Origin of the sequence: Mesohalobacter halotolerans, assembly GCF_006120725.1 — a bacterium.
Taxonomy (GTDB): domain Bacteria; phylum Bacteroidota; class Bacteroidia; order Flavobacteriales; family Flavobacteriaceae; genus Psychroflexus; species Psychroflexus halotolerans.
The window spans coordinates 431,922-457,627 of the sequence record NZ_SWMU01000002.1; the positions used below are offsets into that span (position 1 = coordinate 431,922).

General features: G+C 34.8%; 22 protein-coding genes. 7 read left to right on the plus strand and 15 right to left on the minus strand.

Annotated features, from left to right (window positions below):
• Window positions 1-249 precede the first annotated feature (249 nt).
• The 10 genes from FCN74_RS06560 to FCN74_RS06605 all read right to left on the minus strand — a co-directional run bounded on the left by FCN74_RS06560 (window position 250) and on the right by FCN74_RS06605 (window position 11,569).
• The gene (locus FCN74_RS06560; RefSeq protein ID WP_138931788.1) at window positions 250-1,695 is read right to left on the minus strand and encodes an efflux transporter outer membrane subunit; all 1,446 of its coding nucleotides are present in this window, start codon (window positions 1,693-1,695) and stop codon (window positions 250-252) included.
• Window positions 1,646-4,828: an efflux RND transporter permease subunit gene (locus FCN74_RS06565; RefSeq protein WP_138931789.1), complete on the minus strand. Its 3,183-nt coding sequence runs from the start codon at window positions 4,826-4,828 to the stop codon at window positions 1,646-1,648. Before FCN74_RS06565 ends, FCN74_RS06560 begins: the two co-directional genes overlap by 50 nt.
• Window positions 4,829-4,830: 2 nt before the next feature.
• Window positions 4,831-5,961 (minus strand): efflux RND transporter periplasmic adaptor subunit, encoded by a 1,131-nt coding sequence (locus FCN74_RS06570; protein WP_138931790.1) that lies wholly within the window; start codon window positions 5,959-5,961, stop codon window positions 4,831-4,833.
• Window positions 5,962-6,045: 84 nt separating this feature from the next.
• A complete protein-coding gene (locus FCN74_RS06575) occupies window positions 6,046-6,870 on the minus strand; it encodes a mechanosensitive ion channel family protein (protein WP_138931791.1) in 825 nt (274 codons plus the stop codon).
• A gap of 505 nt (window positions 6,871-7,375) precedes the next feature.
• Entirely contained in the window at window positions 7,376-7,927 is a 552-nt protein-coding gene (locus tag FCN74_RS06580; protein ID WP_138931792.1) for a hypothetical protein, read from the minus strand.
• 198 nt (window positions 7,928-8,125) lie between these two features.
• Window positions 8,126-8,725, minus strand: a complete 600-nt coding sequence (locus FCN74_RS06585; RefSeq protein WP_138931793.1) for a hypothetical protein — start codon at window positions 8,723-8,725, stop codon at window positions 8,126-8,128.
• A 67-nt stretch (window positions 8,726-8,792) separates the two neighbouring features.
• Window positions 8,793-9,176, minus strand: coding sequence for a hypothetical protein (locus FCN74_RS06590; protein ID WP_138931794.1), 384 nt, complete (start codon window positions 9,174-9,176; stop codon window positions 8,793-8,795).
• Window positions 9,177-9,297: 121 nt separating this feature from the next.
• Window positions 9,298-9,921 carry a potassium channel family protein gene (locus FCN74_RS06595; protein ID WP_138931795.1) on the minus strand — a complete coding sequence of 208 codons (624 nt, stop codon included), beginning with the start codon at window positions 9,919-9,921 and terminating at the stop codon, window positions 9,298-9,300.
• A gap of 92 nt (window positions 9,922-10,013) precedes the next feature.
• Window positions 10,014-10,844 (minus strand): META domain-containing protein, encoded by an 831-nt coding sequence (locus tag FCN74_RS06600; protein ID WP_138931796.1) that lies wholly within the window; start codon window positions 10,842-10,844, stop codon window positions 10,014-10,016.
• A 59-nt stretch (window positions 10,845-10,903) separates the two neighbouring features.
• Window positions 10,904-11,569, minus strand: coding sequence for a hypothetical protein (locus FCN74_RS06605; protein WP_138931797.1), 666 nt, complete (start codon window positions 11,567-11,569; stop codon window positions 10,904-10,906).
• Window positions 11,570-11,740: 171 nt separating this feature from the next.
• On the opposite strand from FCN74_RS06605, the gene hemN reads away from it, so the two are divergent.
• The 4 genes from hemN to FCN74_RS06625 all read left to right on the plus strand — a co-directional run bounded on the left by hemN (window position 11,741) and on the right by FCN74_RS06625 (window position 16,538).
• Complete coding sequence (gene hemN, locus FCN74_RS06610) at window positions 11,741-13,093, plus strand: oxygen-independent coproporphyrinogen III oxidase (RefSeq protein WP_138931798.1); 1,353 nt, start codon at window positions 11,741-11,743, stop codon at window positions 13,091-13,093.
• 17 nt (window positions 13,094-13,110) lie between these two features.
• A complete protein-coding gene (locus FCN74_RS06615) occupies window positions 13,111-13,941 on the plus strand; it encodes a universal stress protein (protein ID WP_138931799.1) in 831 nt (276 codons plus the stop codon).
• Window positions 13,942-14,192: 251 nt separating this feature from the next.
• Window positions 14,193-15,242, plus strand: a complete 1,050-nt coding sequence (locus FCN74_RS06620) for a PLP-dependent cysteine synthase family protein (RefSeq protein WP_138931800.1) — start codon at window positions 14,193-14,195, stop codon at window positions 15,240-15,242.
• 45 nt (window positions 15,243-15,287) lie between these two features.
• A complete protein-coding gene (locus FCN74_RS06625; RefSeq protein WP_138931801.1) occupies window positions 15,288-16,538 on the plus strand; it encodes an aminotransferase class I/II-fold pyridoxal phosphate-dependent enzyme in 1,251 nt (416 codons plus the stop codon).
• Window positions 16,539-16,595: 57 nt separating this feature from the next.
• On the opposite strand, the gene ctlX is transcribed toward FCN74_RS06625, so the two are convergent.
• The 5 genes from ctlX to FCN74_RS06650 all read right to left on the minus strand — a co-directional run bounded on the left by ctlX (window position 16,596) and on the right by FCN74_RS06650 (window position 23,149).
• Window positions 16,596-17,531, minus strand: a complete 936-nt coding sequence (gene ctlX, locus FCN74_RS06630) for a citrulline utilization hydrolase CtlX (protein ID WP_138931802.1) — start codon at window positions 17,529-17,531, stop codon at window positions 16,596-16,598.
• On the minus strand, window positions 17,531-18,448 hold the full coding sequence (locus FCN74_RS06635; protein ID WP_138931803.1) for a dimethylarginine dimethylaminohydrolase family protein: 918 nt from the start codon (window positions 18,446-18,448) through the stop codon (window positions 17,531-17,533). The genes ctlX and FCN74_RS06635 overlap by 1 nt, the downstream gene beginning before the upstream one ends.
• Before the next feature lie 39 nt (window positions 18,449-18,487).
• Window positions 18,488-19,126 carry a peptidoglycan DD-metalloendopeptidase family protein gene (locus tag FCN74_RS06640; protein WP_171047128.1) on the minus strand — a complete coding sequence of 213 codons (639 nt, stop codon included), beginning with the start codon at window positions 19,124-19,126 and terminating at the stop codon, window positions 18,488-18,490.
• Between the two features lie 6 nt (window positions 19,127-19,132).
• A complete protein-coding gene (locus FCN74_RS06645) occupies window positions 19,133-19,477 on the minus strand; it encodes a hypothetical protein (protein WP_138931805.1) in 345 nt (114 codons plus the stop codon).
• Window positions 19,478-19,717: 240 nt separating this feature from the next.
• Complete coding sequence (locus FCN74_RS06650; RefSeq protein WP_138931806.1) at window positions 19,718-23,149, minus strand: methylmalonyl-CoA mutase family protein; 3,432 nt, start codon at window positions 23,147-23,149, stop codon at window positions 19,718-19,720.
• Between the two features lie 402 nt (window positions 23,150-23,551).
• Between FCN74_RS06650 and FCN74_RS06655 the strand changes: the two genes are divergently transcribed.
• The 3 genes from FCN74_RS06655 (at window position 23,552) to FCN74_RS06665 (ending at window position 25,702) form a co-directional block, all read left to right on the plus strand.
• On the plus strand, window positions 23,552-23,749 hold the full coding sequence (locus tag FCN74_RS06655) for a hypothetical protein (protein ID WP_138931807.1): 198 nt from the start codon (window positions 23,552-23,554) through the stop codon (window positions 23,747-23,749).
• Between the two features lie 80 nt (window positions 23,750-23,829).
• On the plus strand, window positions 23,830-24,366 hold the full coding sequence (locus FCN74_RS06660) for an NADPH-dependent FMN reductase (protein WP_138931808.1): 537 nt from the start codon (window positions 23,830-23,832) through the stop codon (window positions 24,364-24,366).
• 4 nt (window positions 24,367-24,370) lie between these two features.
• Window positions 24,371-25,702, plus strand: a complete 1,332-nt coding sequence (locus FCN74_RS06665) for an anthranilate synthase component I family protein (protein ID WP_138931809.1) — start codon at window positions 24,371-24,373, stop codon at window positions 25,700-25,702.
• Window positions 25,703-25,706: the final 4 nt, after the last annotated feature.

The window sequence follows — 25,706 nt, forward strand, 5'->3', positions numbered from 1 at the left end:
CAAGAAATAAGATTAAAACAGGTAACTTGATAATAAAAATAAGGACCTGTAGTATAAGTGGATGTTTAGGTGAGGGCTTCATCCAATCCTTAGCAAAATAATAGATTAAAGAAACTAATGATTCTGTAGTTTTTTTGTTTTCTTTTTTTGATCGCTTGTAAGAGGCCTTCTTCATTTATACCGACTGTGTGTACACAATTAAAACACCTAAATATAATAATAAAAGACTATACAATTAAACTATTAAGCTTACCAATCTCCACCCAAAACCCGATAGAGATTAACGTAGGCATTCAAGAGTTGCTGTCGGGTTTCTACATAGTTCAATTCAGATTCAAAAGCTTGTCGCTGTGATTCTAAAAACTCCAGATAACTTGTCACCCCTTTATCATAGCGTTCTCCAGAAAGAAACTGAGCATTAAGTGAAGCTTCTAAGCGTTGTTCTCTGGCTACAAGTTGTTCTTTTAAGGTTTTGATTTCTACTAAGGCGTCTTCTACAGACCTAAAGGCATTAAGTACTGTTCTTTCGTAGGCCAATACCGCTTGACGTGTTTTGCTTTGTTCGATATCAAGTTGTCTTTGTAAACGACCAAAATTAAAAAGTGGTCCAAGAATAGAACCACCCACATTCCATGCCAAGGGCCCATCTGTTAATGTTGATAATTCATTTGATGCGCCACCTACTAAACCCGTTAAACTAATATTGGGAAAAAGATTGGCTTTAGTTGAACCTGTGATGGCATTTTGAGCTATTAGATTTTGTTCAGCAGCCATCACATCTGGTCGTCTTAGGAGTAATTCACTTGGCAAACCAACAGGAATAGTAAAAGTTGTATCAATTTCTAAAAGTTTGCTTTCAGTAACAATCCTACTGGGATTTGCACCAGCCAATAAACTCAATTGATGTTCGGTTTGTGCAATTAGTCTTTTCCATACCGGAATTGCTTCGGCAGCTACAGCCCGTTTAATCTGAGCTTGATTCACATCAATTTCCGCAACTATACCTTTGTCAAATCGTTGTTTTATAATGTTAAGTACACTATCTCTAAGAGCTAAATTGCGTTCTGAAATCTCAAGTCGTTTTTTATAATCTAACAGTAAAAAGTAATTTGTCGCTACTGAAGTGACGAGGCTAAGTTTTGTTGCCCGGAAAGCCTCTTCACTTTGAAGTAATCTTGCTCTAGCCGCTTCATTCAGTCTTCTGAATTTACCCCAAAAGTCAATTTCCCAATTAGCAAAAGCTACAGCAGAAAATGTATTTTGCGTACTCGGAAGTTGAAATCCCTGAAAATTTCCTCTAGTTGCTCGACCTTCAACCCCAAAGTTTGGAAGCATTGCAGATCGTTGAACGACGATTCCATCTTGGGCCTGGATGATGGTTTCTGCTGCAATATTCAAATCTTGATTAAATTCAATTGATTTTTGAATTAAGCTATCCAAAACCGGGTCTTTAAAGAGACTGAAAAATTCTAAACCAGAAATACTGTCTTTTGATAGATCGAATGTATTAATTAAAGTATCAACAGGAGCATCTGTTTGCTGATCAAAATAGAAACGGTCTGGAACATTAACTTCTGCACCTTTATAATTTTTGCCAGCTTTACAACCTATCAAAAGTGTACTACATAAAACGATTAATATAAACCTATTTTGCATGCTTATCGTTTTTAGGTTGAAGATTTCTGTTTTTTTCATACCCCGCTAATTTGCCGATCAACACAAATAACATGGGATACATCAGTACGCCAATAGCTGTTGCAACGCCCATTCCTCCAAGTAAAGCCACACCCATAACTTTTCTGGCTTCTGCTCCGGCTCCACTAGCCAATAAGAGTGGTAAAACTCCTAAAATAAAGGCAAAAGTGGTCATTAAAATTGGTCTAAAACGTAAAATCGCAGCTTCTACCGCAGCATCAAATAGACTTAAACCTTCATCAAATTTTATTTTTGCAAATTCTACAATCAATATTGCATTTTTGGCCGCCATAGCGATTAGCATCACCAAAGAAATTTGGGCGAAAATATTGGTTAAATAACTTTCACTAAACAATCTTGCAATGTATAAAAACCCAAAAGCACCCATCAAAGCAAAAGGTGTTCCTAAGAGAATAGCCAAAGGCATACTCCAACTTTCATACTGTGCCGCCAGAATTAGAAAAACAAAAAAGAGTGAAAATGCAAACACAATAGACAATTGACCTGAAGATTTCTTTTCCTGATAACTCATTGCATTCCAACTGTAGGTCATATCTGAAGGTAAAACTTCATCGGCAACTTCTTCTAAGGCAGTAAGCGTTTGAGCTGAGCTGTAACCTGAAGCCGGTTGTCCAGTTACTTCTGCTGCTCTTAATAAATTAAATCTTGTAGTATAATCCGGACCTGAATCAGGAACCACATCAACAAATGTAGATAAAGGAATAGAGACCCCATCTTTATTTTGAACATAAAATAATTCTAAGCCTTTTTCGCTTTGTCTGTATTCGGGTTCGGCTTGAACGTATGCTTTATAAGACCGACCATATTTAGTAAAATCATTGACATAGGCACCACCCAGAAAAGCTGCAAATGTATTGTAAACATCGGCTAGAGCGACGTTTGACTTTAATATTTTATCTTTATTGAGAATCATACGGCGCTGAGGGACCTTAGCTTGAAAGGTTGTAAACGCTGAAGCAACTTCTGGCCGTTTTTGAGCTTCTGCAATAAACTTATAGGTTTGTTCTGCCAAATATGCCGGTGACTGTCCTTTTTTATCTTGAATCATGATACTAAACCCTGATCCGTTACCCAAACCTGGAATAGCCGGTGGTCCAAAGGCCATGGCCTGAGCACTTAAAATCTTTTTGTTTAATGTAGCATTAGTTTTAGCAATAGCTTCATTTGCTGTAAGCTCCCGTTCATCCCAATTGACCAGCTTCACAAATATAAAAGCATTGTTTGGGATCATAGCACCTGACAACAAACTGTATCCTGAAATTGCTGTTGCATATTCTACATTTTCATCATCCATAAGCAGGTCTTCAATATCTTGGACTACGGCATCTGTTCTTTGCAATGAAGCAGCGTTAGGTAATTGCACATTTACAAAGTAGTAGCCTTGATCTTCTTCTGGTAAAAACCCACCAGGCACCAGAAAACCAAATATACCTGAAGCTATAACAGTTATAAATAAATAAACTACACCACGTTTTAGTTTTCCCGAAATTGCAGCTGTAGCTTTACCGTATTTTCGTGTTCCTCGGTCAAAAACTTTATTGAATTTGTTAAAAAATTTAGCAAGCGCCCCTTTTGATTCGGTTGGCTTTTTCATGATTAGAGCGCACAATGCCGGACTTAAAGTTAACGCATTAATCGATGAAAATACCACAGATACTGCAATAGTAATAGCAAACTGTTGATATAGACTTCCGGTAATTCCAGCCATAGCTGCCACAGGTACAAAAACTGCGATCATCACAAGGGTTGTAGCGATGATAGGACCACTAACTTCTTTCATCGCTGCAGTAGTTGCCGTTTTTGGGTTCATGCCTTTTTCAATGTTAACCTGAACGGCTTCCACAACTACAATGGCGTCATCTACCACAATACCTATGGCCAGTACCAACCCAAGTAGGGACAAGGAATTGACTGTAAAATCTAGAATTGGGAAAAACATAAATGTTGCAATCAGCGACACAGGGATAGCCAAAGTGGGTATCAAAGTGGCTCGCCAATCTTGAATAAATAGAAATACAACCAGAATTACCAAAATTAAAGCTATGATAAGTGTTTCTATAATTTCATGAATACCAGCCATGATGGGTTCTGTAGCATCTAATGAAACATCATAGGTAATATCTTCAGGGAAACTTTCTGCCATATTATCCATAGCAGATATAACTTCTTCTGCAAGGGTAACTGCATTTGTACCAGGCGATTGGTATATTGCAATTGCTGCAGCATCTTTACCGTTAGTTCGTGATTGAGAATTATAATTTTCAGTACCTAATTTTATTTCGGCGATGTCTTTCATCAAAAGCTGGCTCCCATCAGGTCTTGTACGTATCACTATATTTTCAAATTCGCTCTCATCAACAAGTTGATCAGGCAGTCTTACAGTATAGGTAAATTCTGTGCCTTTGGGTGCCGGCTCTGCTCCAATTTGACCACCGGGAGAGACCACATTTTGCTCACGAATGGCATTCATGATTTCAGGTATAGATATGTCTAGTTTTGCTAATTTATCGGGTTTTACCCATATACGCATTGAATAGTTACTAGATCCTAAGACTTGTACACGTCCAACGCCCTTTATTCGAGCCAATTGATCTTGGATATTAATAATGGAATAATTCCCTAGAAAATCTTTATCGTAGGTGCCATTTGGAGATGTCACAGAAAGAAGCATCAAAATACTACTCATTGATTTTTTTGTGGTTACTCCTATACGCTTTACAGCTTCGGGAAGCTTTGGCGTGGCTGTTGCCACACTATTTTGAGTAAAAACGGTATTCATATCGGGGTCTGTACCCAGATCGAAGGTTATTTCAAGACTCATACTACCATCATTGGCATTGGTAGATTTCATGTAGAGCATATTCTCTACACCGTTGATTTGCTGTTCTAATGGTGCGGCTACAGAGTTCTCGACAGTTGTAGAATTTGCTCCTGTAAAAAATGTGCTAACCCTTACGACTGGTGGAGTAATATTGGGATATTGTTCAACAGCTAATCCCAAAATAGAGACGCCACCTATGATTACCATAAATATAGCGATGACAATGGCTACTATTGGTCGTCTTACAAAGAAAATATCTTTTTGATCTTTCTTTACTTGATTTTCACTCATCACTAGTCTTCTTTATATTGAGAGGTGAACTCGACACTTTCAGCTTGAACTTTACTCCCACTTTTAGCACGTTGTAAACCAGCTATTATAACCTTATCACCGGGCGACAATCCATCTTGAACTATAAAATAATCTCTGTAATCCTGACCAAGTTGAATGGGAACCTGTTCTACCTTGCTTTCTTTATCCACACGCATTGCGAAATAGTTACCCTGAACTTCGTTTATACAACGTTGAGGAATGAGTAATGCATCAGGAATAGATTGAACAGCTGCTCTAACTCGAGCAAATTGTCCAGGTCGAACTAGTCTGTCAGGATTAGGAAATAGGGCTTGAACCAATATTGTTCCTGTAACGTTATCAACTTCTCGATTGATAAAATTTATTTTGCCTTTGTGGGGAAAAACTTCACCGTTAGACAAAACTAATTTTAGAGGAACTTTTATAGTTTTATCATCTTTAGACAGATCACGGTTTTGCCAGTCTAAATAATCATTTTCGGTGACAAAAAATTCAACCCGTAAAGAATCAATGGTTGAAACGGTATTTAAAACAACTGGGTTTGGGTTTTTGCCAACAAATTCGCCAACACCGGCCATAGATTTTCCTATTATACCATCTACGGGTGCTTCTATACTAGCGTAGTCTAATCTAATTTGGGCTAAGCTTAATTTGGCTTGAGCCGCTTTTACCATTTCATCTGCACTTTTTTTAGCTGCTATGGCCGCATCTAAATCTCTCTGGCTCACTGCATTAATTTCAGCTAGTGGTTTTATACGGTTCAAATCGCTTATGGCTTTATCTTGATTGACCTGGCTTCTAGCCAAATCACTTTTTGCGGCATTTAAAGATTCTAAAAGCAAATCAGGGTCTACTTCATAAAGCAGATCACCTTTATTGACGTAGCTTCCTTCTTGAAAAGCTATCTTTTCGAGAACACCGGCAACACGTGTACGAATTGGGATGTCGTTGTATCCATAGACTTGACCTACAAAGTCCTTTTCAAGAGTTACCTCTTGCTGATCTAAACTTACAACCTGAACTTTAGGCGGTGATGATTGTGTAGCGGTTTCTTCTGTATTACAGGATAATAATAAAAAGGAAAAAATGAATAGATTAATTATTTTTGACATGATATCAATATAAATTCTTTTACAATATTAAGTAAATTATCATAACTTATGCTTATTCAATATTATATTTTTAAAGTAAAAATATTAATACTTTCCGCCATCGTAAATAATTCTTCGAGGTACAGGCGTTTCAATACCATTTTCATCTAATGCTTTTTTAACCGCTTCTAATTGCTCCCAATATGTTGGCCAATAATATTCAGTTTTCACCCAACATCTAGCAATAACTTTAAAATCGGATTCTCCCAAGCTGTCCAACCAAGTATCGGGTTCAGGGTTTTTTTCTACTTTGGGATGTGCATTCAAAGCCTCTAGAATAATAGGCCTTACCAGATCCATTTTAATTTCGAAGGCAAACTTAAATTCTAAATTGATTCTTCGAATAGGTTCCATCGTCCTGTTATCTACATCACTATTGGCTACATTTCCATTAGGCATGGTTATGATTCTTCCATCAAAAGTTTTTAATCTGGTGTAAAGGATATCTATTTTTTCAACAATTCCAGTATTGGAATTGACATTGATTAAGTCTCCGACCTTAAAAGGCTTAAAAGCAAGTATTAAAATACCACCGGCAAAATTGGCTAGGCTACCCTGTAAGGCTAGACCTATAGCGATACCAGCAGCACCAAATATTGCTAAAAAAGACGTTGCCTCTACGCCTATTATCAGACCTATTACAGCAAAAAGCACTCCATAAAGAATAAAGATAGATAGACTTTCTAGAAAAGATTGTAATGATAACTCTATTTTATACCTATTAAAAGCAATCTTTAATAATTTCATAATCAACTTGATAAGCAAAATACCTATCAATAAAGCTACTATAGAGTATATTACTTTTGGAGCTATAGCCCACAAGCCATTTAGTATAATTTCTTTAAGTCGTTCTAAATTAAAAGAATCCATATTTAAAATTTATGTTCAAAAACAGAAGTTGTATATGTCAAGATTGAATTATAAACCATTTGGGTTTTCAAAGTGTAATCGTAAACAAATTTTTTAAAAAAATTTTCGCCAAAAAAATACATAGTTTTTGGCAATTAAAAATAGAAACTTCCATATGTTTTTCTTGTGTGTTTTTTTCAATGACGTGCTCTTTTTCCTACTTTAAAAAAAGTCTAAAACATTCCATAGAAATTATATTTGTAGTGACAGTTTTGCAGCGGGTTCAAAAAATAACATCTAGTATCTATTTATAGTTGTATTGTTTTTTTTACAAATACGCATTTCATTTTAAATTATATTGCGATAGTGTCGCGAGTGATGTATACTTAAGTCGTTTGAGCCTAAATAAATTATAATTGAATTTTTAATTATTTTTAAATGGTTTGTATGTATGCTAGAGTATAAAATTTATAAAGAATCTTTACAGCATATATTGGGTTAAAGTAAACATATTATTAAGCGTTCTTTAGTTATTTTTCTGTAATAGTTTATTAGTATTTTTCTTAATTGTTTTTTCCCTTTCCTTGAAGTTATTTTCAGGTATGTCATTTATTTTCCAGTTTTCATCCAGCCAATATTTTAAGTTGTTTTTATCAAAAATATACCTAGCAAATATCTGATTCGAATACCAGAGCTTACCACCTATAAAGTAATATTCAAATTTACCATTAAACACACCTGAATCGTTCACAACAGCATGCTCTATTTTAACTGGGACATTAGAATTTGAATACCACACGGTGACAGGTGTATTTGGCGTTCCATAGATTGTAATTTTTTTTTCCTCTTTTTTCAATTCAGAAAGTGTTGCATTTATTTTTTTTACAATTGAGTCAGAGGTTTTTCTAATGGTGTTTGAAGATGTGGTATTGCTAAATTTAGGGAATATATCAACCAATTCATTGGTTTTGGATTTATTTTGATTGTCACTTTCTGTTGTGCTTTTACCTTTATTAGTTTTATTACAGCTCACCACTACTGAAAAGCTAATTAATGCATAAATAAATATATTTTTCATTATTTTTCTTTTTATTATAATTCAGTTTTTTCCTAATTAAAATACTTTTTTCAGCTTTAAACTTTAAACTTATTGAAGCTAATAGTTGTAATGTTGGTTTGTAAAAACCTAATTAGACTTAAACCTCAATTTATCAGTTATTTATTACATGGTATGCTTTGTATATTTTAAAATGTTATTGCCATGTAAAATGAAATATTAGAAGAGAAGATCTTCAAACATTTTGTTTACTGATTTTGAAGCAAAACTTGAGGCTAAATTTTGAGTACCATTTTTCAGATCACCTGATAGAGATTGACTCCATTGCATCGAAGAAGAGCTTCTATTATAAAAAGAGACTTGAGCATTTACGGTTTCTACCCTTCTATTGCCACCAGCCAAAGGAATATCGGTACCTAAAAAACCTCTAAAAATTCCTAATTTTACAGGAACACCAATATTTGCGTCTATAGAGGGTTTTCTTTTATACTCTGACTTCACTTTTCCAAAATTATAAACAATTAAAGCATCTACTTGCAAGGTGTTTGCCTTTTTTATAAACGTATTTTCACTTTTTAAATCTTTGGGCTCTATGCTGTTATATGCGGTTATAGCATTTACACCTTTGTTTTTTAGCAATTTTACTGTGGCTTCTTCCAGCTGTCTTTGAGCCAATTCATCAGAAGTTTTTGCGAGTACCATTACTTTTCGATAGTTCTGTTTTTCGTAATCAGGTGATTTCCAAGAGCTACTGTTTTGAGAACCACAGCTTACTATCACACAAAATATTGTTGCCAAAAGTGGTAGTATAAGTCTCATATTTAAAGATTAATTGAGTAAAATTATTGATTTATAAACCTTGAAACCGAAGAAAATCTCAAATGTCTTAATGCAACATCTTCTTTTGTTCATCACTTAACACCTTATCCAAACCAGAATTAAAACCTTCAGATTTCATAAGACTGTTAGCTATTTTGGTTTGTGCTTTACTACCCATGAGCTGAGAGGGTGAAAAACTACTTATTAAATTTTGAAACTTTTCAGTTTTTAATTGAGAAACAACCAAATCACTGACCATTGCCTGTTGTTTGTCTGAAAGGCTAAGCTTTCTGGCCAATTGCTTTACTTGATCACCGGCAAATTTTTCTATAAATGAAGTTTTACCAACTTCTTCTGTTGTTTCGCTGGCTGATTTTGTGAGCGATTTTAAATCTTGAGCATTTAAGCTAAACGAAAAAACTAAACACAGTAAAATAAAAGTATTTTTCATCATTAAATTTTTAAAAATTTGAGGTAAATATATTAAACATTTATCGAAATGCTAATTTTAAATTTATATAATTTAAGTTTTGGCATTTTTTAGATTGAAAATCAAATAATTGATGGATAAATTAATTATTATTTATAGATTTAAATAAGTTGCTCAAATAAGAAATTACAGCTCCAAATGAAAAAATACCTGTAAATATTAGTATAACTGCAAGGAATCTACCAATATTTGTAACGGGGTAAAGGTCTCCATAGCCTACAGTAGTTATTGTAATAAAGGCCCACCATATTGTATCTTCAGCTGTATTGATATTTCCTACGCCTTTTTCAACATAAAGCACCATAAGCATAGACAAAAATAGGATTGTAACTTGCATAAAGACAATCAACCCAAAAATACTTCGTCTAAGTTCTTGTTTTACAAATCGTATTATAGACTTAAATGATCCGATATTATTTATTATTCTAAAAATCCTTATGATTCTAAGAAATCTAAATAAGCGCATTTCACTTATAACCGGAATAGAAGAAATGAAATCCAACCAACCTATGGTATACAAATACTTAAACTTATTTTTTGTTTCGTAAAGTTGTTTAAAAAAATCGTATAAAAAAAACAAACACAAAACAAGATCAAAATACCACAGAAGCCTATAAATTTCTGAATCTTCAGGCAAGAACAGGCTATAAGCCAATATTATAATGCTAAATAAAGAAAAAAGTAAGACTAATAATTTTGTAACCACGCTATAAATTCTAGTTTAGAAGGTGTGAACGTATAAACATCTTTTGAGGTCGTTTAGGCTATGTTTTGAAAGTGAGTTATCATATGCTCTAACTAATCTATTTTTTTAAACTGAAATTGAGTACCGTTGTAAGCTTTTAAATACAATGTCAAGCCATCTCTAGAATATTTTAGCCTTTTACCAAAGGCATGTTTAATCAAAAGGTTTTCGTATTCTAAACCCTCGCATGACTTTTTTGTCATTTTTGCAGATTCAATTTGGATTTCCTGATAACCTGTTATAAAAAACTTGGTTTTAAAATTATTACAACCTGCATTTCCCAAAATTTCATTTTTTTGAGGAAAGAATTCAAATCTTGGTCGTTGTTGATTTTCTTTTAGTTTAAGAGATTTTCCATCTATCGCTTCTAACACCCAGATATCATGTAGTCTTAAATCCGGTAAAAATCTCCCACATCCATTAAATTCTTTAAACTCATCATCAACACCATATTTAAATTGTACATTGACGCTATAGTCGAAAGTTTTATCTGCCATGCTATCCTGGCATGATTCTTTATTTATGGTTATAACCAGTTTTCCTTTTTCAACATGTGCATAGAATCTAGTTATATTGGCATCCATAGCTTTTTCACCTGTTACATTAGGCACATACATTTCTTCGCCATTAAGTGTGGCAAAATGGTACTGTCTATCAAAATCCATATCAAGTGACCAAGATGGCTCATGACCTCTGGCATAAAAGTTAATACCTTGCTTTAAAAGTTTAGTTTCGAGTTCACTTAAACTGTCTTGTTTTTCTTCAACTTGGGTTTTAGAATTGATTTCGTTTGAAAGTGATTGCTCTTTTTCCGGTTTTTTTTTACAACCGGTCATTACCAGAAGCATAACGATAAGATAATAATTGAAAATTTTTAAAGGCATATTAATAATTTAAGATGAAATATCTAAGATATCGGTAATGAATCTAGAGGTAAAAACAACTACTTTAGGGCTTTAATTATTTTTTCTGTGTACTTTTTAGCGTATTTTGATATATCTTGTGGGTTTTCTATTTTGGTTGTCACAACACTTACAAGCCTTTTACCTTCTTCTTTGGTCAAATCATAAGCAACTGTTTCCAACACATACGTTCTGTAGGTCGTCGTTGTTGAGGTTGGCTCAACATAAGTCCCTGTAGAAGCATAAGTCATAGGATGGTAGTAGTAAGAATAAAACCCGTTATAATATCCGGGGTAAAAGGGCACAGTTGCACCGGCATAATATCCGCCATCTGTATAAGTTTTGGTAGTTTCTATTTGATCTTTAACGACACTTAAAACGACTCCATCAAACCCTTTGGATTCTATAAATTGCTTAAACGCTTGTTTAGATTTATCAGTTTGTTTTTCCATTATATTTAGAGTTTCAGGTAAAACTGTAAAACTCGGTGAAGCATTTGTACCTCTTTCATTCAATCGGTTTGAAATTTCGTTTTCAAAATCGACTCTAGCTTGAGTATTTTCAGTTCTGGTAATAACCAATATATTATTATCCAGAACATCTGTAGCATAATCTGCTTTCCATGAGGCAAGTACTTTAACATTTGAGCAGTTATTGATTACAACTATTAACGCTAGAAGTCCTACAAATTTTAAAGTGGTTTTCATAATTAGTCCTAATTTAAGACAATAATAAAGAAATTATATAAATTTAATTAGCTAAATTATATAAATTTTAATTGATGTTTTTGGCTGTCTATATATCTTTAGTTTATATGAGGAAAATCATTTTTAAAAGTCTAATGTTAAGCTAAATTTGTTGTAACAAACAACACTACAATGCAAAATCTTATCACAAAATACAATGTAGCGGGGCCGAGATACACCAGTTATCCTACCGTACCGTATTGGGGTGACGAATCGTTTTCATACAACCGATGGCTATCGACAGTGAGAGATTCGGCTATACTTCAAAAGCCGATTAGCCTTTATATTCATTTACCTTTTTGTGAAAGTTTATGTACATTTTGTGCCTGCAACAAACGAATTACCAAAAGACACTTGGTAGAACAACCCTATATCAAAGCACTTTTAAAAGAGTTAGATTTATATACAAATATATATGGGTTTAAACTAACTGTTAAAGATATTCACCTCGGTGGTGGTACACCTACTTTTTTTTCACCAGAAAACTTAGCTAAACTTTTACAAGGCATTTTAGAACGCACTTTTATTGCAGAAGATGCTGCATTTAGCTTTGAAGGTCATCCCAACAATACAACATATGAGCATTTAAAAGTTTTAAACGACTATCATTTTAACCGCGTAAGTTATGGCATTCAGGATTATAATGAGACTGTGCAAAAGGCCATCAACCGTATTCAAAGTTTTGACAATGTCAAATATGTGACAGATACCGCTCGAAAAGTTGGCTATACCTCTGTAGGCCACGATTTAATTTATGGTTTGCCGTTTCAAACAGTTGACCATATTCTCAACACCATAGACAAAACCATTGAACTGCGCCCTGACCGCATTGCATTTTACAGCTATGCCCACACGCCATGGATAAAAGGCAACGGCCAGCGTGGCTTTAAAGATTCAGATTTACCTAATGCTGAAACCAAAAGATTGCAGTATGAACTAGGCAAAAAGATGCTGGAAGATAACGGCTACCAAGAAATTGGTATGGACCACTTTGCTTTGGCTCAGGATGAATTGAGTATTGCACGTCAAAACAAAACTTTACATAGAAATTTTATGGGATATACCACGCAACAAACTCATCACTTAATTGGGCTTGGCGTATCATCCATTAGCGACGCGTGGTTTGGTTTTGCCCAAAATGAAAAACAATTAGAAGATTACTATGAGCGATTAAAAGAAAATAAAATCCCAGTGTTCAGAGGTCATATTTTAACAACTAAAGATCTTGAAATTCGCCAGCATATTTTAAATTTAATGACTAAATTTGAGACAGACTTGAGTGAAACCAATTTAAATGTCAAAACATTACAACAAATACATCACAACCTTCAAACCTTTATAAATGACGATTTGATAGAAATAAACAATCAAAAAATTAAAGTCTATGACAAGTCTAAAGCCTTTATTAGAAATATCTGTATGGCTTTTGATTTAAGACTCTTAAGAAAACAACCAGACACACGATTATTTTCAATGACTATTTAACCTAAAATCCTAATACAATGAAAAAAATTTTAATACCTGTCGATTTTTCAAAGCCATCTGAGAATGCTCTTAGAGTTGCTGCTCAATTGGCAAGAGAGAATAACGCTGAACTTTACGTACTTCACGTTGTTGAAATGGCCGAAACTTTATTTGGCACAGAGCAATTTAACGTCAATGATGAACAAATTATCTTCTTCATGAAAATGGCTAAAAAGCGCTTCGCCAAATTTTTGGATAAACCATTTTTAGAAGGACTAAAAGTAATAGACAGCGTCGAAGTAGGATCTCCAACAATGGGCATCAAAGAACTCATCGAGAAAGAGCACATAGATTTTGTCGTAATGGGTTCAAATGGAGCAAGTGGCATCGATGAAATTCTTATCGGTTCCAATACAGAAAAGGTGGTCAGACATTCTGATGTTCCTGTTTTGGTAGTAAAGCAAGAGCTTGATCAATTAGAAATTAATGACATTGTTTTTGCTTCAAATTTTGATGAAGAAAACTTAAATGCATTTAAGAGAACACAATCTTTCGCTAAAAGTTTCAATGCAAAACTGCACTTGCTCTATGTTAATTTGCCGGGTAACCAATTTTATAGCTCTGAAGAGATTACACAACAAATTAATAGTTTTTTAAAGAAAGCCAGCATGTCAGATTTTGATAACGTCAAAATTTATAATGATTACACCATTGAGTTGGGTGTCATCAATGGAGCCAAAGCTCTAAAAGCCGACCTTATCGCCATGCCAACGCACGGAAGAAAAGGTTTATCACATTTTTTTAATGGAAGTATAGGTGAAGATGTAGTGAATCATTCTACAATGCCGGTCATTACTTTTAAAATTTAAAAAAGCTGATTATTTAATACAAAAAGCCTCTTTTAAGGGGCTTTTTTATTTGATAAATATTTAGACTTTAAGCGACAATCTATTAATCTAATTACTAAATCTTTTAGAATAATACATTGTTGTCAATATATTTTATGAAAATCGTATTCTTAAACAGCACTTTAGCCTATAATACGTCAAGCTTTTAAGCTAATTGATAAATTTTTTTTAAATTTGCAGCTTGCTTTTAGGGCTGACTTTAAATCGATATCATGGCTAATGATTATCTTAATAAACACAACAATTTGCTATCCTTAATTGGTTGCACACCTATTGTTAAACTCAATCGCATTTCTCAATCATTACAGGGTCAATATTACGTCAAATATGAAGCTCAAAACCCTGGTCACTCTTCAAAAGATAGAATTGCATTACATATTATTAACAAAGCTGAAGAAGACGGTTTATTAAAACCAGGTGATACTATTATCGAAACCACAAGTGGAAACACAGGTTTTAGTATCGCAATGGCTGCCACTATCAAAGGTTACAAGTGCATACTGGCCGTAAGTTCAAAATCATCTCAAGACAAAATAGACCTTCTTAAAACTATGGGTGCTGAAGTTCACGTCTGCCCTTCAGACGTTGCTCCTGAAGATCCGCGCTCTTATTACGAAGTGGCCAAAAAACTTCATCAAACCATAAAACCCTCGATCTACATCAATCAGTATTTTAATGCATTAAACACTGAGGCCCATTATTTATCTACAGGACCAGAAATATGGAAACAAACTGAAGGTAAAATTACACATCTTGTCGCTTGTAGTGGAACTGGTGGAACGATTTCCGGCACAGCCAGGTATCTTAAAGAGCAAAATCCAAACATCAAAATTCTCGGTATTGATGCTTATGGTTCGGTTTTAAAAAAATATCACGAAACCGGTGAATTAGATGAAAATGAAATCTATTCATACAAAATTGAAGGCTTAGGAAAAAACTTGATTCCAACAGCGACCGATTTTAATGTGATAGATAAGTTTACAAAAGTCACCGACAAAGAAAGTGCTTTGATGGCCCGTAAAATTGCAGTCACCGAAGGAATGTTTGTTGGATATACAAGTGGTGCAGCAATGCAAGGGACTTTTCAACTCAATGCCGAAGGAGAGTTTAACCAAAACAGTTATGTTGTCATTATATTTCCTGATCATGGGTCAAGATATATGAGCAAAATATACAGCGACGAGTGGATGAAAGCGCAAGGCTTTTTTGATACTGTGTCTAATAAAGAAGACAAAAAAATTAAAGAACTTAATAATATATAGAAATAAATAATTAAATTAGAAATTTAGTTTGAAAACCAAATGCACATGAGAGATTTATTTTCGAAAATTTACAGAGATAAAGGACCTTTAGGAAAATGGGCCGACCAGGCGGAAGGCTATTTTGTGTTTCCTAAACTTGAAGGCCAAATCAGTAATCGTATGAAATTTCAGGGTCGAGAAGTTATTACTTGGAGTGTTAATGACTACCTTGGTTTAGCCAATCATCCTGAAGTTAGAAAAGCTGATGAAGAAGCTGTAAAAAAGTATGGAAGTGCCTATCCAATGGGTGCCAGAATGATGAGCGGCCACACTGAGTTACATGAAAAACTACAAGATGAGTTAGCTCAATTTGTAAAAAAAGAATCGGCTTATGTTTTAAATTTTGGCTATCAAGGGATTTTATCAACAATTGATGCTTTAGTCGGTAAAGATGATGTGATTGTTTATGATGTTGATGCCCACGCCTGTATTATAGATGGTGTTCGTTTGCACCTAGGTAAAAGATTCACTTATCGTCACAATGATTTAGACAGTATAGAGCTTAATTTAGCTCGTGCAGAGAAGCTTGCTGAACAAACAGGTGGCGGTGTACTTTTTATATCTGAAGGGGTTTTTGGCATGAGAGGCGAACAAGGTAAGCTTAAAGAAATTGTTGAGCTGAAAGAAAAATACAACTTTAGACTGCTAGTCGATGATGCACACGGTTTCGGTACGCTTGGTAAAACAGGTGCCGGTGCCGGTGAAGAGCAAGGCGTTCAAGATGGTATTGATGTTTACTTCGCTACATTTGCTAAATCTATGGCGAGCACTGGGGCATTCATCGCAGGTGATAAAGAAATTATTGATTATTTAAAATACAATATGCGTTCACAGATGTTTGCTAAATCTTTACAAATGTCCTTAGTTGAAGGCGCGCTGAAACGTTTAGATATGTTGAGACGCATGCCAGAACTTAAAGATAAGCTATGGGAAAATGTGGATGCGCTTCAAGGCGGACTTAAAAAACGCGGCTTCGACATAGGTACAACATCTAGCTGTGTCACGCCTGTTTACTTAAAAGGAAGCATTCCAGAAGCTATGGCTTTAGTAAAAGATTTAAGAGAAAATTACGGTATCTTCTGCTCTATTGTAGTTTATCCAGTCATTCCAAAAGGATTAATTTTATTGAGAATGATTCCTACAGCTACACACACCATGCAAGATATTGAAGAAACTTTAGAAGCTTTTTCAGCCATCAGAGAAAAGCTTGAAAAAGGCATTTATAAACGCATGGCTCAAGAGGTCATGAAAAATTAAAGCCTCAATAATCTAATTACTAGTAAGCCTCAAACTCATTACGAATTTGAGGCTTTTTTATGCTTTTGGATTAAAAATTTCTGCCATCATACAACGTGCACTACCACCACCCAAAGTTTCTATTGTGTTTAATGGACTGTGTAGTATTTTCAAGTGCTCTTCAATAATTTGAATTTTAGAAGAATCTAAGCTCTCGTAAGCTTGTGAGCTCATCACCAAAAATTTTTCGCCCTTTTGATTTTGTACCTCAAGCATATTACCCGCATACGCTTCGAGCTGTTGTTCAGAAATTTCTACAATAGTTTTACCGTCTTCTTTTAAACTTCTGCTCACAAGTTTTTTTTCAGCTTTATCGTCAATGCTATCAAAACAAACCACTGCAACATCAGTACCTACACACATCATTACATTGGTATGGTAAATTGGTAACCTTTGACCATCTACATTCTGGTAAGCTTTAAAAGGAATAGGCAGATACTCAAAATCTTCACAAAACTCAATAAGTAACTCTTCATTTGCTCTTGGGGACAATGCACAATAAGCTTTTCTGTTGATGCGATCTAAAGTCAAACTGCCTGTACCTTCTAAAAATACCTGCTCGTTTTCTGCGTCAGTATAGTCGTAAACCTGGTAAAATTCAAAACCCTTTTGCTCAAGATCTTCTAAAATATCTTGTCGCCTTTCACTTCTTCGGTTTTTGGCAAACATTGGATATAATGCCAGGTTACCACTTTCGTGAAAAGAAATCCAATTGTTAGGAAAAATTGAATCTGGTGTTTTATTTTCTGGTAGGTCATCGTATACGTAAACATCAAGATGAGATTCGCGTAAGACTTTAACGAAATCGTCAAACTCTTTTTGAGCTTTTAGGTTTAATTCTTCTTTTGATAAATTTATGTTCTTCTGAAAATAATTGTTGACTGCTGTTTCATTGTTTAATTGAAAATCAACAGGTCTTATCATTAAAATATGTGAAGTTGATTGTTTCATAATTAATTTTTATCTCTAACTAGTGGCATCGTAGAACATCTCAATAGACCTTCTTGTTTAGCGATTTCTCTGTAATGCACTTCTTCTACGGTAATATCGCGAGCTCTAAGCCATGCGTTTAGTCTCGTAAATGAAGCATCAGAAATGACTACGTGTTCTGAAATTGAAAAGATATTTGAATACATCTCGTACATTTCATCAGCTGTAATTTCAAAAATATTATCCTTTCCAAAAAAATCAACTAGCCATTGGTATTCACTTTCTTCCAGAAATCCATTTTTGTGTAAAATCGCATATTTAGGACCAACAGGTTGAAAGCAACAGTCCAAATGTAAAGCATTGGCACGAGCATCTGTATTACTTTTTCTTAAATTAAAGGATTTGACAATTTTATGTGGAAAATGCTTTCTAATTTCTTCTACAGCTTCAACATTGGTTCTTGCTGTAATATAGTTTGCATAGTCATCACCTCGATAAGTGCCTACAAAAATGTAATCGTTATGAAGCATAACATCTCCGCCTTCCATATGAGCTTCCTCTGGAAGTTTAATGAGTTTCTCTTGTGGGATTTGGTCTAAGATATACCGAATAGCTTCAATTTCCTGATCACGATTTGGCAGTATATTAGATTTTATAATTTTATCTTCGATTACAAAACAGATATCGCGTGCAAAAATTTGATTATAATCCTTTATTAATTCCGGCCGATAAACATCGACATTATATTTTTTAAGAACTTCTAGAACTTCAGCCATCTCCTTAACTTTATCTTCCTCTTTGGGGTAAGTCCCATTTTTAATGTGTTCAATTGATTTTGGGTCGTAAGCCTCTTCTAAAGTAGGCGTTGGTCCATTGCTGTTTGCAATACCTAATATGACTTTTCTAAGCCTTGAAGTTTCGTTATTTACGTATAAATCCATAACTATTTTTATGATTGCAAATGTACGAAAAGCGTTTCGTTATAAGCCTAAAAATGGAATAGGCGAAATGATATTTTTTTTATAAAAATTTAAATCCTCTTTATGGCAGACCCCGGGATAATCTCCAAAATATTCGCCAATATTTTTAATCAATTGAAAATGAAGATGTGGGATATAACCACCATTTTCATTTGTATCTCCTAAGTTACAAAAGACCTGATTTTGATTTATGGACTGACCAACTTTTATATTCAATAGACTTTCTCGAGATAAATGGCCGTATAGTGAATAAAACGACACATAATTGGTCTGGTGTTTTAAAATAATACACGGACCGTAATTTCCAAAACCGGTGTTATCTGCAAAACTGTGAACCGAGCCTTTTAGAGGACAAATTATCTCTTCACCTGCATCTGCCCAAAAATCTATACCTAAGTGAATATTACGCTGTTTATCGGCAGCGTTGAAAAGTGACTTTTTATCATACAAACCTCTTTTCTCAAGATATCCTCCGTAGAGGACTTTCGCCTGTTTGTAAGATTTAATTTTATCTAGATACGCTGTTAATTCGTACTGATTTTGAGGATCAACATTCTTTGAATCTAAATTAGACTTTGACAGATCTACTGACTTGTAATCATCCTGAGACTGAAATCTATGTAATATAGGTTGAAACACAATTAATTATTTGCGACTTCGGGGTACCTTTGAGCGATTGAAAGCACTGATGCTCTTTTGCTGGCCAAATACTACAGCAGCAGGAGCAAATAGTACAAAGAAGCCAAAGCCTCCAAAGGAAAATATTAAAATAAGACTAACGAAAACGCTAATACCAAAACTTAATAAAACCCAAAACCACTCAGTTTTAGCAAAAATTCTATTGACATGTTTGGTGTTTGACGTATCACATTTACGACAGCTTAATTCAATTTCTTCACCATATTTTCTTTCGAATTCAAATTTGGTGGTGGCTTTTTGTGTAAGTTTGATGTCTTTGTAGCAGGAAGAACAAGTTGTATAGAGTTTCATATATTTTTTAAATTGGTTGAATAATTTTAATTGATTTACTTTATTCAAAAAGAGTCGTTTTACAAAACAAAACTTTTGCACACAAAAGTTAGTTCTCTGAGATCCCGAATGGAGTCGGAATAAGCAGCCTGCAAAAATTTTCTGCTTTTCAATTGAAAAATTTGGCGATCTTGAGATCCCTCGGCTACGCTCGGGATAAGCGATTCACACATCTTTTGCATACAAAAGTTGGTTCTCTGCTTACATATTCCTCCTATACTGTCCGCCTACTTCAAATAGGGCTTCGGTAATTTGTCCTAAAGAGCAATATTTGGTGACTTCCATCAAACTGTCAAACATATTCCCATTGTCAATGGCCGTTTTCTTCAATTCATTTAATAGCGCTTCAGCCCTATCTTCGTAAGTTTTATGTAAATTTTTTAAATTTGTGATTTGATTTTCTTTTTCGTCTTTTGTGGCGCGAATTACTTCTCTTGGCTTCACCGTTGGTGAGCCTTTACTGCTTAAAAAGGTATTTACCCCTATAATTGGAAAATCACCATTGTGCTTTAAAGTCTCATAATGCAAACTTTCTTCTTGTATTTTACTGCGCTGATACATGGTTTCCATAGCGCCTAAAACACCGCCTCGTTCAGTTAATCTGTCAAATTCCAATAAAACAGCTTCTTCTACCAAGTCTGTCAACTCTTCGATGATAAATGAACCTTGTATTGGATTTTCATTTTTAGCCAGACCTAATTCTTTATTGATAATCAATTGAATGGCCATTGCTCGTCTTACCGACTCTTCAGTTGGTGTGGTAATAGCTTCGTCGTAAGCATTGGTATGCAGTGAGTTACAATTATCGTAAACGGCATACAACGCCTGTAATGTGGTTCTAATATCATTGAAGTTAATTTCTTGAGCGTGCAATGACCGTCCGGAGGTTTGGATATGGTATTTCAACATTTGAGCTCTTGGGTTGGCATTGTATTTTTCTTTCATGGCTTTAGCCCAAATTCGTCGTGCTACACGACCAATCACGGCATATTCCGGATCTATACCATTGGAGAAGAAAAACGATAAATTGGGTCCGAATTTATTGATGTCCATACCTCGACTCAAATAATACTCTACATAAGTAAAACCATTAGATAAAGTCAAAGCCAATTGCGTGATGGGGTTGGCACCGGCTTCTGCAATGTGATAACCTGAGATTGAGACCGAATAAAAATTTCTCACTTTATTTTTGATGAAAGACTCTTGCACATCGCCCATCAAACGCAAGGCAAATTCTGTTGAAAAAATACAGGTGTTTTGAGCTTGGTCTTCTTTTAGTATATCAGCTTGAACCGTTCCACGAACAACTGAAATGGTTTCTTTTTTGATTTTCTCATAAACCTCTTGAGGCAATACCATATCGCCTGTTACACCCAGTAACATTAAGCCGAGACCGTCATTGCCTTCAGGGAGTTCACCATGATAAACCGGTCTTACCGTTCCTTTATCTTTATAAATTTTTTCAATTTTAGCTTCAACCTCTTTTTCAAGACCGTGGTCTTTAATATATTTCTCACATTGCTGGTCGATAGCCGCATTCATGAAGAAACCAAGCAACATCGGCGCTGGACCATTTATGGTCATACTTACAGAAGTCATTGGGTTTGCCAAATCAAAGCCTGAATAGAGTTTTTTGGCATCATCTAAGCAACAAATGGAAACCCCGGCATTCCCGATTTTCCCATAAATATCTGGGCGATAGTCGGGATCGCTTCCGTATAAGGTTACCGAATCAAAGGCTGTAGATAATCGTTTTGCGGGCAAACCCTGACTGACATAATGAAAACGTCTGTTGGTTCGTTCAGGTCCGCCTTCACCGGCAAACATTCGCGTGGGGTCTTCACCAGTGCGTTTAAAAGGATATAAACCTGCGGTGTAAGGGAATTGCCCGGGCACATTTTCTTGCAACATCCATTTCAACAAATCACCCCAAGCTTGGTATTTTGGCAATGCAACTTTAGGGATTTTTAAATGAGATAATGATTCAGTATGGGTTTTAATTTTGATATCTTTATCTCGAACTTTAAAGCTGTAAATATCGTCTTGATACCGCTGTTGAATGTTGTCCCAATCTAATATTTTTTCCCAATGATAGGGATTTAAATCCATTTTAACGCTATCGAATTCATGCTTCAGTAGTTTGATAAAGTCTTTGTTTTCTGATGTGACATACGATTCTAAATCGTCTTCATCAATTCCATTTGAATTTAAACTTAAAGATGAGGCATTTGCCGTAGAAACTAAAGTGGTGTAAATACCATATAACCGTTGAGCAACCTTCACTTGTTTGTCCACATCCTCGTCGTATGACCGATTATTTTCTACAATTTCAGACAAATAACGGGTGCGTTTAGGCGGGATGATATAGATTTTTTCAGACATTTCATCTGAAATTTCATAGCTGCTTTTCAACTCAGATGTGGCTTTATCTTCCATACAATCCATGATTTTTTTGTATAGAATATTCATACCCGGGTCGTTAAATTGAGAAGCTATGGTTCCATAAACAGGGAGCGTATCTAGATTGGCATCCCAAAGGTTGTGGTTGCGTTGGTATTGTTTTTTGACATCGCGTAACGCATCTTTTGCGCCGCGTTTATCAAATTTGTTAATGGCTACCAAATCTGCAAAATCAAGCATGTCAATTTTTTCAAGTTGAGTAGCGGCGCCAAACTCAGGTGTCATGACATACAATGAAGCATCACTGTGGTCAAGAATTTCGGTATCGCTTTGACCAATCCCGGAAGTTTCGAGAATAATCATATCAAATTGAGCGGCTTTAAGCACTTCAACCGCATCTTGAACATATTTTGAAAGGGCCAAATTAGATTGCCGTGTGGCAAGAGACCGCATAAAAACGCGAGGCGAATTGATAGCGTTCATTCGTATTCTATCACCGAGTAATGCACCACCTGTTTTCCGTTTTGACGGATCAACTGAAATAATCCCTAAAGTTTTATCCTCAAAATCGACTAGAAAACGACGCACCAACTCGTCAACAAGTGATGATTTTCCAGAACCGCCTGTTCCGGTAATACCCAAGATAGGGACTTTTCCTTTAGAATTTAATTTTGAGAAATGTGTTTTAAAGTCTCCTTGTCTGTTTTCTGCTAAAGAAATTAATCTCGCAATGGTATTGACGTCCTTTTGTTGGATTAAATCCTTTAATTTATCAGCCTGTTTTAGCGCTGGTGTTTCAAAATCAGATTGTTTGACAAGGTCATTTATCATGCCTTGTAAACCCATTTCACGACCATCGTCAGGTGAATAAATTCGAGTAATGCCGTAATCCATGAGTTCCTTGATTTCCTCTTCAAGAATTACACCACCGCCACCGCCAAAAATTTTGATATGCGTGGCCTTTTTGTCTTTTAAAAGGTCATACATATATTTAAAATATTCGTTGTGGCCACCCTGGTAAGACGTCATGGCAATGGCATTGGCATCTTCCTGAATAGCACAGTTTACCACTTCGTCAACGCTTCTATCATGACCAAGATGAATCACTTCTACGCCTGTAGATTGGATGATTCGACGCATGATATTAATCGCTGCGTCATGACCGTCAAACAATGATGCGGCTGTGACAATTCTAACTTTATGCTTGGGTTTATAAACTTTAAGCTGTTGCATACTCAATTTTAAATTTTATCAAAATACGTGTGTAAATTTAAGAATTTACAAATAATAAGCGTCTTTTACACGCTAAAAGTAAGATTCTTTTAACCCAATTTACCCCTCAGGAAATCTACCTATGAAAATCATCGATAAATGACTTAATTTACAACAGCCAATGCAATGATTTTTTAGCCATTAAAATGTAATATTCACTGATGTAAATTTGAATATTATTTGATATTCGAGATTAACTGTATGTTATAAATAGCACATAAACAATTTAATGTCAATACATTGAAAATTTTAATAATTGGTTTGGTTTATTATTAACATTTTTTTAGAAATATTTACTTAATTTAGGCTTGCTAAAAATTTGATATATGGTATAAAATTACTTAATCTTAAAATTTAAACATCATGGCAAGAGCAATGTTTGAATACACAAAGGAAGTCTTGAGGAAAGTTTCTTTTGATGTCAAATTGTTTTGTAGAGAAGTGGAAAAGGCCGTAAAGAGACTTTTGCCTCATGAAATTGATGAATTGAGGATTTTTATCAATTCACTTATCCATAAAAACCCTGAGCTCAATCGGTGTCAGGTATATCTAAATGCTTAAATTTTCATTTTTCAACCGCCTTTTTGAGGCGGTTTTTTTATTCCTTTGGCTTATCTTATTTTTGCTTAAAATTCTAAGCTATGAAAAACATACTTGCCTTTGCAGGCTCTAACAGTTCGACTTCAATCAATTTTAAATTGGTGTCCTATGCTGCTTCACTTGTCGATAGACATCAAGTAGAATTAATTAATTTAAAGGATTTCGATATTCCGATGTATAGTGCTGATGTAGAAAACCAACAGAGTATTCCGGCATCGATAGTAAAACTAAATAAACACATACAACAAGCTGAGGCGTTAATGATCTCTGTCAATGAACACAACGGTGGCTTATCGGCTTTTTTTAAAAACTGCATGGATTGGTTATCTAGGAATGACAGAAATTTTCTCAAAAATAAAAAGTTGTGTATTCTTAGCACCTCACCAGGTCGTGGTGGTGCAAATATGGCCAACGATTATGCGGTTGAAATTTTGCCAAGGTTCGGGGCTGAGATTGTTTCAAATTTTGCTTTAGCGTCTTTTGGACATCATTTTTCTGAAGACCATGGCATTACAGATGACGAGCAAAATAAAGAGTTTAAAGCTGCTTTAGATCAATTTTTAAAAGCAATCGCCTAAATTTTTGAGAACCTCCTATACCTTTTCACCACAAGATATTGAAGTCTTTAAACATAAGCTTTTTCACTGGTCAGCTCAATTTAATGACATCGTTTGGCTTAACTCTAATCAAGACCTCAATGCTGATTATGACGCTGTTTTAGCGGTAGATGCGTTTACAGCGATTCAAACAGATTATACTGAAGCTTTAGATGCTTTAGATGAGTATCAACACCAAACCCAAGATTGGATTTTTGGGTATTTGGGTTATGATATTAAAAATGGAATTGAAAATTTAAAATCTAAAAATGATGACAATCTAAGATTTCCTGATTTGTATTTTTTTCAACCTCAAAAGTTGTTTTTAATAAAAGGTAAAAACGTTGAATGCCTCTATTTAAATATGGTTGCTGAAGAGATAAAAGACGACCTAAAAACTATTGGAGATCAATACCTATCATCGGTAGATAATACATTTCATCAAATTGATTTAAAGTCTAAAATTTCAAAGCAAACATACCTTTCTAAAGTCAAAGAAGTCATAAAGCACATTCAACGCGGTGATATTTACGAGATGAATTTTTGCCAAGAGTTTTATGCCGAAAAGCATGATCTGAATCCGCATCAGTGTTTTCAAGATTTGAATGACATCTCTCGACCGCCTTTTGCTTGTTTTTTTAAGCACGAGCATTTGTATGCTCTGGGCGCTAGTCCTGAGCGATTTTTAAAGAAATCCGGGAAAAAAATTATTTCTCAACCTATCAAAGGCACAGCAAGGCGTCATAGCGATACCGAAGTGGATAAAAACTATAAATTAAAACTTCAGCAAGACCCCAAAGAGATTGCTGAAAATGTGATGATTGTCGATTTGGTACGGAATGATTTGTCTAAAATTGCTGTAAAAAATTCGGTAGAAGTTGAAGAACTCTGCAAAATCTACAGCTATAAACAAGTGCATCAAATGATATCTACGATTTCGGCTGAACTTAAGACTGAGACTAATTTAAAAGAAATTCTAAAAGCCACATTTCCTATGGGTAGCATGACGGGCGCTCCAAAAGTGTCAGCCATGCAAATTATAGAAGAACTTGAATCTACTAAACGTGGCTTATACAGTGGTTGTATAGGTTACATCACACCAGATTTCGACTTTGATTTTAATGTTGTCATTCGGAGTATTTTGCACAATGTTTTAAAACAGTACACTAGCTTGATGGTAGGCAGTGCTATTACTCATAAATCTATTCCCGAAAATGAGTATGAAGAATGTTTGGTAAAAGCTAAAGCCTTGATGGAAGTGTTAAAAAATGAGCAAGTATCTAAGGAATTTTTTCACGCTAAGACACCAAAACGCTAAGGAT